Below are 14,041 nucleotides of genomic sequence, written 5' to 3'. Positions count from 1 at the left end.
TGAAAACCTTCAAAATTCTTGCTGAGCGATATCGCAATCGAGGCAAAAGACTAGCATTAAGATTCAATCTAATTGCTGGAATTTATAACTTGGAGCTGAGTGAAAAATGACTTATGAAAGAAATCTATAATTAACTCAATAAAATTTAAACCAAAGCCCCAAGGCAATGTTCCATCTGTATTGAATTTTATTGACGTGTTGTAGCCTATATGTGCTTTTAGTAGATAGAAAAAAGAATCAGGAGTTGCTTCTATGTAAAAACCAAAAATAAGTGCAATATTTGGAATATATAAAAAATAAGGCGTACATATAAGGAAGATCAAACTAAAACTTATCCATTTTAGGGTTATTAAACCTTTAATGTTTTGTTTCCAGTAAAGATAACTGCCAGAAATTGTAATGATAAGTTGAAGAAGGAACAGTAGATAAATAATATTGTTAATTGAGAACAGATTAAGAAAACCAATAAAATAAAATATCATTAAAACTGCTAATATTGAAAAACCACCATAGTAGAGTGCAATTAACTTATGCTTTGGGTCTTGAAATTGTGTCTGATGCATCGTTATATAGTTTATTGTTAAAATTCGGAGTGTATTTTAGTTTAAAAATAGTCAAATTAATATGATGAATTTTTAAAATTTAAAACTTAGATTTATTATAAAAGAAGATAGCTAAATGTAGCTATCTTCTGAATTTATTTAAGCTGACTGCGGACGTGCCACATCACCATTCAAAGCTTCAGGCAAGGCTAAAACAGTTACATCTAACTCTTCCAAAGCTTCTGGACGAGCAACAACCAGTGCTACATAACCATTTTCTACAGCCGCGCTATTTACCACTTGCACGCCTTTATTCAGCTGTTCGCCTTGTGCAGGAGTAGCGCCTGTACCTGAAATCGCATGCAGCCAAGCTTTCGGTTTGGCTTTAAACCATAAGCGTGCAATCACTTCCTGACCCAAATAACAGCCTTTGTCATAGTGGACACCTTCACGCTGATGTAGACGTAACTCTTGCGGTTGGAACACATGTTCAATAGCTTGGTCGATATAGGCCTGACCCGCTTGAATCGCTTGAATTTCCCATGCAACAACATCCGTCGGTTCCGAAGTAAATGTCGTTTCATCACCAACTAAACTCGGAAAAACTGCACCAGTTTCTTCAAGTTTCATCTTAGAAAATGCACCATATTTTTTAATATGTTTGGCAAATTCTTCGGCTTGATCTGCCGTTGTGACAATAGAAAAACTTTCAGCACTGTGTTTGGTGAGCCATAAACCAAAGTGAATACGGCCTTTGAGGTCGCAGATTGCAGTATAACGTGTTGCATTTTCTTCAAGGCGTTCAACATGCAAAGTCACTTGCCCTTGTAGAAATTTTTGTGCATCGACACCGTTGAGAGAAAAAGATGTGAATGCCATAGACGTTGTCATGACCAGCCTCAGTATAAATTTTAGATATCATTAATCATGTTATTTTGCAGCAAGCCGCAGTGTTAGGCAAACAAAAAGCCCATATTGATATGGGCTTTTGTACAGCATAGATCGGTCTTAGTGATTGTGTGTCGGCATATCGCTTGCAGTCATATCCATAGAGGAATGATGTGAAGGCGGTTCACTATTACAATCATATTGGTCGCCACAAATACGTACGGTTTCCATCATGCCTTGATCTTCATGGTCTAAAATATGGCAGTGCAGCACGAAGTCGCCTTCAAATTTTTCGTACTTGCTGCGTACAAAGATTTTATAGCCCTGTTTAACAAAGAGCGTATCTTTCCAAACGCCTTTCATTCCATGATATTGCGAGTCAATATTTCCCGCACCATCTTTATCTGAGCTGCCGATGGCACTGACATCGACACCATTTTCATTCAATATTTTCACGACTTGGAATGGATTGACATGGATATGGAAGGGATGACTGGCAACATTACTGCTCAACTCCCACTCTTGGGTTTGCCCGATTGGAAGCTTGCGGACATAGCTGTGGTGGGTATGGTCTTCATCGTGGTAGGCGTCACCAAAGCTGATCAAGGTGCCTTCTTCGGCATGACGAATACCAAATTTAAAGCTGCCATCTACATTGAACAAAATGTCAAAGTTGGTGATTTGCTTCGCCATTGTTTTGAGCATTTCATCGACTTCAGCAGTCATTAAACTCGCATGCGAGATAAAGGCTGATAAATCACCCTGTTCGAGCTGTGCAATCACTTCTGGTGCCAGTTTTAGTTGGGTGGCCTGACTTTTTAAGAAGTTAAACGGCGTTTGCTGTGGTAGTTGGGTTGCTTGCACATTGACCCAACCGAGGAGCTGCGTATTGAGTTTTTCTTCCGGTGCGCGACGAAGTAGCGGACTTGATTCAGGCGCATTAATTTCATCTTCTAGATTCAGCTTGGTATCGTATACACAGTATTTATTGGTGGTCGGGAAGGCGAGCATGGCATCAAAGCGATAACCCGGTTGAAAAATTTCAATCCCTTGCTTTTGGATTTTCCCCATGGTCAAGCCGTCTTGTGCAAGGGTATATAACGGTAATGTTTTCAGCGTTTTAAACTGTGAAGACATCGACTTGCTTTGATATTTTTGACATTCGCTCAGGGTTTGCTCTGCGGTAAAGAGCGCAGAATCAGGCAGTTCTTTGATGGTCAAACCAATGGTGTCACGGATACCGCCATGAATCATACGCCAGCGGTGGTATTGGTTCTGATCCACCTTAATTTCACCAAACATTTTGCCATTGATACTGGTAAAACGATTTTCATCCGCCCATGAGGTTGGTATATCGAGTTTTGAATAATCTTCTAAGCTATAGAGGCAGGGTGTGCCATTCACTTGGCTTAAATTGCTGTCGCAATCTTCATTGTATTGAATCTGCTGGAATAGCATGATTTTTTCATGGTCATACTGCTGGTTTTTTTGATTTTTCCATAAGATGTCCAAATCTCCAGTCTGCTGAATTTGCCCCTGACGAATGACAGGTTTCCGCTCGCCCTCAATAATCAAAGGGCCAGCCATGCCACTTGAGACCTGAATCGCGGTTGAACCATGCACATGCGAGTGATACCAAAATGTTCCCGCAGGATGATTCGGTTCGATCTTAAATTCGTAATGAAAATCTTGCTGAGGTTTTAAGCTCAAAAATACGTTGTCACTATTTCCTTGCGGGCTAACCCAGAGACCATGTGTATGTAAATTTGTGGTGTTAAAACAGTTCCCTTGGTTAATATTGGTCACTGGACTTGGACAGGTCTCCGTCGATTCAACAGGGAGATGATTGACCAGATGAATTTTTAAATTGTCACCTTGTTTCGCACGAATTTGTGGGCCAACCAACACATCCGAAACACTGCCATCGCTATTTTTCGAGTTCCAGAGTTCAGGTTTAGTCAGATAGCCTCTGACCTGTAATAGGTCATTTTCACCCGTTTCAGGGTCGTATAAGGCTTGGCGTTTATAGGCAATCAGCAGTTCATGCTCACCTTGTGCATTGGCTTTCAAACGTGGTGGATTCGAGATGACAGTCGGTGAGTCTACTTCCTCTTCTTGAATCGTCGAATCTGTTGTCGATTGGTCGTTGTCGCCACAGGCAATGAAGCTGAGACAGCTTAAGAGGCAGCCAGCCCCAATGATGGTTTTAAATTTTGTCATGATCTTTCCCCAAAGCATAATGACGGTAGAACAGTAATCGCAGATTTATTTAGCTAAGGTTTTGTAAATATTGTGATTATTTTGGCGAATACAGTGAATTACTGTGCTTGTATGTCGTGCTTTTATTATCTGAGAGTGGGGTGATTCGACGCTATCCCTGCAAATAGGGATAAATTGAGAATTAAGATAAAATAAATAATAAAACCGTGCTTTGATTCACATTGTGGCTTTAAGGAGCAATGAGCTAATGAAGTAATTTAATGCCTTGATTATTAAATACTAAAATTGATAAGACTGATTTTTAATCAATTTGGTTGATATTTAGATTAATTATTATGCAGTGCAATTTTCCTTAGACTAAAGAATGAGGCAGATTTGCAGCTATTTTTCAAAAAAATTCACATTTAGAGCGAATATTCCAAAGTTAGTGTAACTAAATATTTCAAAAACCCCTGTTTTTATATTTAACTCTATGAAATATATGAGATTTGGGAAATGGGTTTTCGGCAGTGTAGTATGCCTATCGAACAAAGATGAATTGTCTATGAAAAAGACAACGCAAAAAAATGAAAGACCGAGGGCAGGAACGCTATGAACAACAACTACCGTAAACCGCTGCAAGGCACCCAGCTAGAATACTTCGATGTACGCCAAGCCGTAGAAGATATTCAGCCAGGCGCATACGCAAAACTCCCATATACATCTAAAGTCCTTGCAGAGCAGTTGGTTCGTAAATGCGACCCTGCAATCTTAGAACAATCTTTAAAAGAGCTGATTAACCGCAAACAAGACCACGATTTCCCTTGGTACCCTGCACGTGTGGTGTGCCATGACATCCTCGGTCAAACCGCATTGGTTGACCTTGCAGGCTTGCGTGATGCGATTGCAGACCAAGGTGGCGACCCGTCAAAAGTTAATCCTGTTGTTCCAACGCAGCTCATCGTTGACCATTCTCTTGCTGTAGAGTTTGGCGGTTTTGACCCAGACGCTTTTGAGAAAAACCGTGCGATTGAAGACCGCCGTAATGAAGACCGCTTCCATTTCATTGAATGGACTAAAACAGCCTTTGAAAATGTCGATGTGATCCCTGCGGGCAACGGTATCATGCACCAAATCAACTTGGAGAAAATGTCTCCGGTGATTCAAAACCGTGATGGTCTAGCATTCCCAGACACTTGCGTGGGCACAGACTCACATACGCCGCATACTGATGCATTGGGTGTGATTTCTGTCGGTGTCGGCGGTCTAGAAGCTGAAAATGTCATGCTCGGCCGTGCATCTTGGATGCGTCTGCCAGACATCATTGGTGTAGAACTTGTTGGTCAGCGTCAAGCGGGCATTACCGCAACTGACATCGTGTTAGCACTTACTGAATTCTTGCGTAAAGAACGTGTAGTCGGTGCATACCTAGAATTTTTCGGTGAAGGTGCTGACAGCATGTCAGTGGGTGACCGTGCAACGATCTCGAACATGACCCCTGAATATGGCGCAACGGCAGCGATGTTCTACATCGACCAAAACACCATTGATTACCTGACTTTGACAGGCCGTGAAGCGGATCAAGTGAAATTGGTTGAAGGCTATGCCAAAGAAATCGGTCTTTGGGCGTCTGATATGACCGCTGCGGAATACCCGCGTGTACTGCGTTTTGATTTGTCGAAAGTAACCCGTAACATTGCAGGGCCATCGAACCCGCATGCACGTGTATCGACGGCTGACCTAAAAGCCAAAGGTATTGCAGGCAACTTAGAAGCAGCGCGTGCGCAAGAAGCAGAAGGTTTAATGCCAGATGGCGCTGTGATCATCGCGGCCATTACCTCTTGTACCAATACCTCTAACCCCCGTAATACCGTTGCGGCAGGTTTGTTGGCACGTAAAGCAAATGAATTGGGTTTAGTGCGTAAACCTTGGGTGAAATCATCATTTGCACCGGGTTCTAAAGCTGCGGCTTTATACCTAGAAGAAGCAGGTGTACTCGGTGATTTAGAAAAGCTGGGTTTTGGTATTGTGGCATATGCATGTACCACGTGTAATGGTATGTCAGGTGCTTTAGATCCAAAAATTCAACAAGAAATTATTGATCGTGATTTGTACGCAACTGCGGTACTTTCAGGTAACCGTAACTTTGACGGCCGTATCCATCCTTATGCAAAACAAGCGTTCTTGGCTTCGCCTCCACTCGTTGTGGCGTATGCCATTGCAGGGACAATTCGTTTTGATATCGAAACCGATTCATTGGGTAATGACAAAGATGGCAATCCAATTTACCTGAAAGACATTTGGCCGTCTGATGAAGAAATTGATGCGTTGGTAAAAGAAGCGGTGAAGCCTGAACAGTTTAAGAAAGTGTATATCCCAATGTTTGACTTGGGTGAGCGTGAAAAAGCGGCAAGCCCGTTATACGACTGGCGTCCGCAAAGTACTTATATCCGCCGTCCGCCGTATTGGGAAGGGGCTTTGGCTGCACCGCGTACACTTGCAAATATGCGTCCGCTTGCGATCTTACCTGACAACATCACCACAGATCATTTATCGCCTTCAAATGCGATCATGATGGATTCGGCTGCGGGTGAATATCTGCATAAAATGGGCGTGCCTGAAGAAGACTTTAACTCATACGCAACCCACCGTGGCGACCATTTGACTGCACAACGTGCAACATTTGCTAACCCGAAATTGTTTAATGAAATGGTGGTTCGTTCTGACGGTACGATCAAGCAAGGTTCAAAAGCGCGCGTAGAGCCAGAAGGCGAAGTGATGCGTATGTGGGAAGCGATCGAAACTTATATGAATCGTAAGCAGCCGCTGATCATCATTGCAGGTAAGGACTACGGTCAAGGTTCGAGCCGTGACTGGGCTGCTAAAGGTGTGCGCCTTGCAGGTGTAGAAGTGATCGTGGCAGAAGGTTTTGAGCGTATTCACCGTACTAACTTAGTAGGTATGGGCGTGCTGCCGCTTGAGTTTAAAACGGGTACAGACCGTAAAACTTTGAAGCTGGATGGTACTGAGCTGTATAGCGTGATTGGCAATATCGCGCCGCGTTCTGACCTGACTTTGGTGGTTGAGCGTTCGACGGCAGACGGCAAAAATGAAATTATTAAAGTGCCTGTGACTTGCCGTTTAGACACTGAAGAAGAAGTGCATGTGTATGAAGCGGGTGGTGTATTGCAGCGCTTTGCACAGGATTTCTTGGAAGGAAATGTGGCGTAATTTAAAATAAGTCCTTTTAATACTTGAAATAATTCAATAAAGCCATATGTCAGATATGGCTTTATTTTTTGGAAAATGAAAAATGTCTCTTTTAAGAGAAATTCAGAACGATGCAGTAAACTCTAATATTAAAGTTTCTGATTTATTAAGAAGATGTAAAGTTTTAGCTTATCGATTGGGAAATGAAGATTTTAAAACATGGGTTGATTCAGAGCTTAATGGATATGAATCGTTGGATGGTATTCCTTCTTATCGAATTTATAACGATGTTAATTCAAAAGGTCATTTTTCAGGTGCATTTGGATCTGGGCTAAGAAATGCTGACATTCCATCAAATTGCTTTCCTAAAGAATTTCGAAAGAATTTAACAACGGTTTCATTAACTGCTCCAATTGCTGAATTTGAGTCACTAGTAATAAATGCTAAAAAGGGTAAACTGTTACAACAACCGTGGGACGCAAATTTTGTGGCTATGTTTAGCAATAAAATTTATAAGAATATGGTGTGTGTACAGGCTTGGAAAGTTATACCTTCTACAAAATTAGAGGGGATTATTGATATTGTAAAAACAAAAATATTAAATTTCGTATTAGAAATAGAAGTTATTAATCCTGAAGCTGGAGAAGCAAAATTGAATACGAATCCTATCCCACAAGATAAGGTGAGTCAGATTTTTAATATAAATATTTCAGGAAATGTTGGGAATTTAGCTTCAGGGAATAGCAACAGCGGTATTCAACAATCTACAAATAATGAAATTCCAAAAGAATTCTTGGAGATAATTACTAAGATTCAGGAAGAAAATAGTGATGAAAACTCTGTTTTACAAGAGCTAGAGAATAAAGTAGAAGAGCTAGGACGGAATGTTGGAACTGTAAAATATAGTGAAAAATATAAGGAATTAATAAGTTTTATGTCTGATCATGCAACTGTTGTTAGTGGATTAATTTTGCCTGTTTTGCCATATTTAAGTTCATTATTAAATATATAGTATTGATTGAAAATTATTCAAAAAATACCCATCATAAGGTATATATCAAAACTTATGGAGTCGCTTTATGACTACAGCAAAAGTTTTTATGACAGGTCGCAGTCAAGCTATTCGGTTACCTAAAGAATTTCGCTTTGAAGGCAAGGAAGTTGAAATCTTCCGCCGTGGTGACGAAGTCATATTGCGTGAAAAACCGGTCACAGCAGATCAGTTATTTAAGGTTTTGGCACAAATGCCAGACGACTTTTATGCAGAAACAAGAGTGGATGAACCACCGCAAGAACGAGAAGAGTTCTGATGCCAACACAATATTTATTGGATACAAATATTTGTATCTATATCACCAAGCATCAACCCGAAATTGTACGTCAGCATTTTGAAAGACATTTACCTGACGGCAATATTTTTATTTCAGTGATTACTTTAGGTGAACTTCGCTTTGGTGCGGAAAAAAGCCAATGGAAAGACAAAGCTTTCAAAGTGATTGATGAATTAACTTCAATCATTCCTGTTATAGAGTTAGATGAACACACCGCCGTACACTATGCTCAAATTCGAAAACAGTTAGCGCTTCAGGGGCAAATAATTGGCAATAACGATTTATGGCTAGCTGCTCATGCACGATCAAATAATTGGGTCATGGTCACAAACAATGAAAAAGAATTTCTGCGTGTAGACGAACTGCAAGTAGAAAACTGGCTCAGCAAATCGCTGTAAACCCACCAAAATTTCCATTCGAAATTATGCTTTGCCTAAATGCCATTATCAATTGTCGAAATGACCAATAGACATTCATCACAAGAGGGTTATACTGAATCTACCATTTCTAAAAACATATGGAGAACAAAAATGGTTACTGCTGGTCAAAAACCCGGAACAGGCTTCTATTTTTGTGTTCAATGCGGACACCGCGTCTACTTAGAAATTGGTACTGATCGTTTACCACCGTGTACCAAATGCCAAGGCAATCAATTTAACAATAAGAATGCCTAAGCTGCAAAACACTAACAGTTATCCGCTGTTTAGAAAGAAAAGCCCTATCACTCGATAGGGCTTTTTGCTAACGTATAACACTGCATATATAAAAACAAATTGCACATTTAACTGTTCGGAGAAGCCCATGGAAACAATATTAGGACTGTGTATTGGTATTGGCTTAAGTGCTGCTTGTGGCTTCCGTGTCTTTGTACCTTTATTGGTGATGAGTGTTGCTTCCATTTTAGGACTATTCGAACCAATGAAAGGATTCGAATGGTTGTCTATGCCTGCGGTTTGTATTGGCTTAGGAATTGCGACGGTTTGTGAAATTGCCGCGTACTATATTCCTTGGGTAGATAATGCGCTCGACACCATTTCAACACCCGCAGCAATGATCGCAGGGACGATTGCCACAATGGCAGTAAGCTCAGGTGAAATGTCACAGTTTGCCAGTTGGGCGGCAGCAATTATCGTGGGTGGTGGTACAGCAACAGCAGTGCAAATGAGTACCGTCGCAGCGCGTGGCGTATCTACCGCAACCACAGGTGGCGTTGCAAATCCAATCTTATCTACAGGGGAATGGATTGGTGCTGCAGTCTTGTCAGTATTGGCCTTTTTAGTCCCATTTTTCGTGGTGATCTTAGTGATTGCAATCGTGATCTGGTTGGTTCGCCGCATACGCCAAAAACGAACTGTACAGGTCGATACCCCTTTATAAACCAATCAATATTTCACTCTAAAATGAATCCATCTTTTAGAGTGAGTGATCTGCGTTTTGTTTAATAAATATAGAAATAAAAATCCGAAACTGAGTATTAGCAAAGTTTGATAAAGATTATAAAAATTATAAGAAGCGCTACTGATACACAGACCATCATACAGTTAGCGACGAGTACTATGGGTTGTCTGATTTGGACGCCGTATTTGTTGATGTCAGTTCGAGTGAAAAATACCTTTACTCAACATTCAAAGCACTCGGCTTAAGCGCAAAAAATACTATCGAGCAATTTCACCTATCCGTCCTAAAAGAGCACTTCATTCTGCGTTTAATGCATCCAAGAGACGGCTAAAAAAATCTTTAAAATATGGTTGATTTTTAAACAATAAAGGCATAATTTTAGTATGTGATTATAAATCACATACTTTTCATATGGATTTATTTAATCTTTGAATTTTATAAAAAATAATGAGGGGAATGGTAGATGATTAAATTTATAGTCGATGAAAATGCCTTAACGAATGGCTCGCATTTAATTCACAATGGTACGCAAGGATGTGTAGACATGCCGCAGTTTGAGCAGCAAATATTGATTGGTTATTTTGCCAATTTCGAACTCGCTTATAAGCGTGCACGAATGAGCTGGCCAACAGAAAAAGTTGTTGGTTGCGATAAATGCTGTAGTCAAAGCTAGAAATTCAACATGCATTAACCTTGAAATAACGCTGTATATCCAAGAAAAATGGCGCAGAAATTGCTAACTAAAACAGGTAATCGCGTTATTAATAGGATATACAGCATGACCACAGAAACCATCCGCTCTACAAAATATCCAGCGCAGGCACATGCCTATGCAGCATGGCCTTTGATCCTGATTATCATTGGTGGTGCGATTGGACTGGTATATGCCGTGATTGCTTATTTGATCAATCTCAAAATATATGCATCAGACCTCAGTCGAATGAATAAAATTTTGGCCAATTTACTTTGTGGTATGACGGCATATAGTGGTTGGTGGTTTAGCGCACAGTGGGTACAAAGCTATTTAGCTCAATGACCAATAATGCGTTGAATAGATCATCCATTAAATAGCTGATGTTACACACTTAAAAGTAGTTTTGCATTTTTAAAATGATTTTTAATTCTATTCGACGGCGTCTTATATCTAGGGATTGAATAAAGGGATTAGCCTTCGGCTGGAGGTACTCTTACGAAACATTGTTTCTCATTCGGCAAAATGAGAAGCGAAGCTTCGCAAGGAAACCATCTTGCGGAGCAATGCTCCTCACCGCAAAACTCGCTCATTACCGTCAAATTATTCACAGTATCGCAAAAACATTTTTGATTAAAAGTAGCCCTGTCTCAAACACTTGCGGATGACGTTACCGCGTATCGTTCATTTATTTGAAGCAAATTGCGCTTCTGATATTACTGCGTAACCTCAGTTCAATAAGTAGAACAAAGATAGATCTAGATCATTAGTTACTCACTGAGCGGTGTTTTGTGAGTCATAATCAATGTAGATAATTGAAGCGTACGGGGAGTGTTCAGCGGCGATATATTTTAATTTTGACCCCGTGTTTGCACGTTTGGTCTGTTGTGTAAGAAAAATTTCTTAAAATTGACCATATCTGCAGATAAAAAACACTGAAATGAGCTGAAAAGATAAAATATCCTGCCAAACCTAAAATGGCTGAAAAAATTTGCTGAATTTGCAGAAAATTAGAAAAACTTAGGAAATTAATCCCGATGCCCTTTGGTTAAAGTATATCTCAAGGGTGTGATAGAGATTGAAAAGAGTAGCATGCTGTCAGTGGTGCAAAACACGCGTACAGTACTCACCCAAAAGGTCTCGATTCAGCTTAGGACGCTATAAACCAGAAGTTTATAGGCTATAAGATCATGATTTACAAAGTGATGATAGTTGAAGTAAACAACATTGTTTTCTCTTATACCACCCCAAAAATTTAAGCCAAAATAAAAAACAATAATTACTCCTTTAATCCACACAAAACAAACCACACCAGTGAAATCAGCACAAGCTCAAAGATCGTCAGGCATCTCTCTTGCAAATTGTCCTAATCCAAGCCTTAACTCTCAACGAACTTCATTTTCATCATATTGAATAGCTTCTGTGCTTCTTACTACTTTTTTCGAACAGATCACGATTTTTCAAATCTCGCTGTGGCATAGATTGTTGACTCTGAATCCAGTTGAAACATTCATTTCAATATATGTTCTCATTGGCTAACCGTCTTGTTTGAAATTCAAATGAACTCTGTGTTTGAACGCTAGGTTGTAGCGTAAATTTTCGTAAAAATTCATTTATAAGATGGAATAAATGTTAAAAAACCCTTGTTAAGGGAAATATTTTCAATATATCTTCAAATATGAAAAATATTTTTAAAATAAGATAAAAACAGTAATTTTCAGGGAAACAATCCCTCATCGAAATCATTACTATATATCTCAAGGGTGTTACAGAGATTGAAAAGAGTAGCATGCTGTCAGTGGTGCAAAACACGTGTACAGTACTCACCCAAAAGGTCTCGATTCAGCTTAGGACGCTATAAACCAGAAGTTTATAGGCTATAAGATCATGACTTACAAAGTGATGATAGTTGAAGTAAACAACACTGTTTTCTCTTACACCCTAAAAATTTTTAAGAATTCAATCGAATAATAAATCCATCTATCTTTTTCAAAATTCCAAACTTCGCATATATTCCCAACAAACTTTGATCATTGCTGATGTAATAAATATCACGCAGAACAACTCAAACTTAATCTAAGCTTCAGATTGTCCTTTTTCACAAAGTTGTTATGCTTAACTGTCTAAATTTTAAATAATTTTGTTATGGGTTATCTGGATCAATTGATACAGGATTGTCTGCAGGCACAGCAGACTAAAGCTGAGCGTATATTTGAGTTTTCAAGCTTTGATGATCTTGCTCAACATACACTTTATATTTATGTTATAGAGCTAGTCGGTGGCGATATACAGCAGACATATCAAGACTATGCCGCATTTAAGGCATTGAAAACCCATGCCTGTGCCAAGTTAAATCAACCCAATCACATTCTGTATGTTGGATCATCACGAACAGGTATAAAGAGCCGTTTAAAACAACATCTAGGTTTCGGGCCTAAACAAACCTATGCATTGCATTTATCGCAGTGGTTTCAGGGCGAATATCGCATCACACTACATCAGTATCCATCGACCACGAGTGCAAGCATCTTACAGTTACTGGAGGATGATTTATCTCATTCATTAGCGCCAGCCTTTGGTAAATTGGGGACCAATAATCGTTAGGGTTAGACCTGATCGGCCAAAGTCGATTGACAGCGAATTAGTCAGTTGTTATTTTGCCGACATTCTCCCAGTACACAGTCTGTCCATGCCTTTAGATCCCAACTTTGTCTATGCGCCGCCTCAAGGTCCTCTACGTATTTTGTATGAAGATGCAGACTTGGTTGTCATCGAAAAACCAGCGGAATTGTTGTCGGTTCCGGGACGTTTGCCTGAGCATCATGACAGTGCCTATCTTCGTGTTTTGGAGCAGTATCCTGCTGCAAAAATTACCCATCGTTTAGACATGGCAACATCAGGCATTTTGATGTTTGCGAAACACCGCGATGCAGAAGTGGCGGTGAGTAAAATGTTCCAAGCGAGGACGGTTCAAAAGCAATATGTGGCTTTGGTTCAAGGCAAACTCGAAGGTGAGGGTAGTGTTGAAGTGCCCCTCATTACGGACTGGGAAAATCGCCCACGACAGATGGTGCATTTTGAATTGGGCAAACCTTCAAAAACCTTGTATCAAGCCATCAGCTATGACGCAAGCAAGGATATTAGCCGAGTATTATTAACACCAGTGACTGGGCGTTCTCATCAGCTACGTGTACACATGATGCATATTGGGCACCCAATTATAGGGGATCAACTGTATCACCCGAATGCAAAACAGAGCTCACTCGGACGGATGGCGTTACATGCTTGCGATCTGGCATTTACCCAGCCTTTAACTCAACAAGCTGTTCATATTCATTGTGCGGCAGAATTTTAAAGCATATTCATGTGAATGCTCATTGTTCATAAAAACTGCTGCATTGAATTAAAACCTTTGGGACTCGTAAAAAGCGCAGAATATCTACAGCTTTAAATAGGTTTTTCTGCTTAAAAATGATTCATGATATACACTATATCCCCAATTCTGGGGATATATAAATAATTTAAATATCTCTATAAAGTATGTGAAAAATTTAGAAAGATTGATATTAAATTTCTTTGTAGCTTTTAGTAAATAAACGCCATTTTTAAGGTTTTATTATATTTTCTAATGAATATTGAATGATTACTTTTTTAATATAAAAATATTTTATTAAAATTATTTAAAACAGCATTTTAGTTAAATTGTGTGCAAGTGTGTATTTGGTCAGATAAATACAGTTTTTTGCATTTATTCTGCTAATATGAAATAAATTATTGATTTT

The 14,041-nt window shown here is 39.6% G+C and carries 13 protein-coding genes and 1 pseudogene; 12 read left to right on the top strand and 2 right to left on the bottom strand.

The features are described from left to right. Positions 1–110, top strand: a pseudogene (locus FTU64_RS04895) (IS5/IS1182 family transposase); the annotation flags it as partial. A gap of 591 nt (positions 111–701) precedes the next feature. On the opposite strand, the gene FTU64_RS04890 reads toward FTU64_RS04895, so the two are convergent. Further along, positions 702–1,433, bottom strand: a complete 732-nt coding sequence (locus FTU64_RS04890) for a folate-binding protein YgfZ (RefSeq protein WP_180059322.1) — start codon at positions 1,431–1,433, stop codon at positions 702–704. A gap of 117 nt (positions 1,434–1,550) precedes the next feature. Beyond that, positions 1,551–3,650: a multicopper oxidase family protein gene (locus tag FTU64_RS04885; RefSeq protein WP_180059321.1), complete on the bottom strand. Its 2,100-nt coding sequence runs from the start codon at positions 3,648–3,650 to the stop codon at positions 1,551–1,553. A 591-nt stretch (positions 3,651–4,241) separates the two neighbouring features. Here FTU64_RS04885 and acnD point away from each other — a divergent pair. From acnD to FTU64_RS04830, 11 genes are all read left to right on the top strand, one after another. After that, on the top strand, positions 4,242–6,860 hold the full coding sequence (gene acnD / locus FTU64_RS04880; protein ID WP_180055557.1) for a Fe/S-dependent 2-methylisocitrate dehydratase AcnD: 2,619 nt from the start codon (positions 4,242–4,244) through the stop codon (positions 6,858–6,860). Between the two features lie 82 nt (positions 6,861–6,942). Continuing rightward, a complete protein-coding gene (locus tag FTU64_RS04875) occupies positions 6,943–7,851 on the top strand; it encodes a hypothetical protein (RefSeq protein ID WP_180027259.1) in 909 nt (302 codons plus the stop codon). A 67-nt stretch (positions 7,852–7,918) separates the two neighbouring features. Further along, complete coding sequence (locus tag FTU64_RS04870; RefSeq protein ID WP_078191134.1) at positions 7,919–8,149, top strand: antitoxin; 231 nt, start codon at positions 7,919–7,921, stop codon at positions 8,147–8,149. Beyond that, positions 8,149–8,568: a type II toxin-antitoxin system VapC family toxin gene (locus FTU64_RS04865; protein WP_180021368.1), complete on the top strand. Its 420-nt coding sequence runs from the start codon at positions 8,149–8,151 to the stop codon at positions 8,566–8,568. The genes FTU64_RS04870 and FTU64_RS04865 overlap by 1 nt, the downstream gene beginning before the upstream one ends. A gap of 39 nt (positions 8,569–8,607) precedes the next feature. Continuing rightward, a complete protein-coding gene (locus tag FTU64_RS04860; protein ID WP_306669900.1) occupies positions 8,608–8,844 on the top strand; it encodes a hypothetical protein in 237 nt (78 codons plus the stop codon). A gap of 127 nt (positions 8,845–8,971) precedes the next feature. Next, positions 8,972–9,547, top strand: coding sequence for a DUF4126 domain-containing protein (locus tag FTU64_RS04855; RefSeq protein WP_168378546.1), 576 nt, complete (start codon positions 8,972–8,974; stop codon positions 9,545–9,547). 107 nt (positions 9,548–9,654) lie between these two features. Then, positions 9,655–9,813 carry a DUF2569 family protein gene (locus tag FTU64_RS16480; RefSeq protein ID WP_168378547.1) on the top strand — a complete coding sequence of 53 codons (159 nt, stop codon included), beginning with the start codon at positions 9,655–9,657 and terminating at the stop codon, positions 9,811–9,813. Positions 9,814–10,031: 218 nt separating this feature from the next. After that, positions 10,032–10,241 carry a hypothetical protein gene (locus tag FTU64_RS04845; protein ID WP_180021366.1) on the top strand — a complete coding sequence of 70 codons (210 nt, stop codon included), beginning with the start codon at positions 10,032–10,034 and terminating at the stop codon, positions 10,239–10,241. A gap of 105 nt (positions 10,242–10,346) precedes the next feature. Next, positions 10,347–10,604, top strand: coding sequence for a hypothetical protein (locus FTU64_RS04840; protein ID WP_180059320.1), 258 nt, complete (start codon positions 10,347–10,349; stop codon positions 10,602–10,604). A gap of 1,800 nt (positions 10,605–12,404) precedes the next feature. After that, on the top strand, positions 12,405–12,863 hold the full coding sequence (locus FTU64_RS04835) for a GIY-YIG nuclease family protein (protein WP_180055553.1): 459 nt from the start codon (positions 12,405–12,407) through the stop codon (positions 12,861–12,863). 85 nt (positions 12,864–12,948) lie between these two features. Continuing rightward, a complete protein-coding gene (locus tag FTU64_RS04830; protein WP_180055552.1) occupies positions 12,949–13,614 on the top strand; it encodes a pseudouridine synthase in 666 nt (221 codons plus the stop codon). Positions 13,615–14,041 lie beyond the last annotated feature (427 nt).

This window comes from Acinetobacter sp. YH12128 (assembly GCF_013418655.1).
Lineage (GTDB): Bacteria > Pseudomonadota > Gammaproteobacteria > Pseudomonadales > Moraxellaceae > Acinetobacter > Acinetobacter amyesii.
The sequence above is the reverse complement of the archived record's forward strand: the minus strand, read 5'-3'. Positions and strand labels throughout refer to the sequence as shown.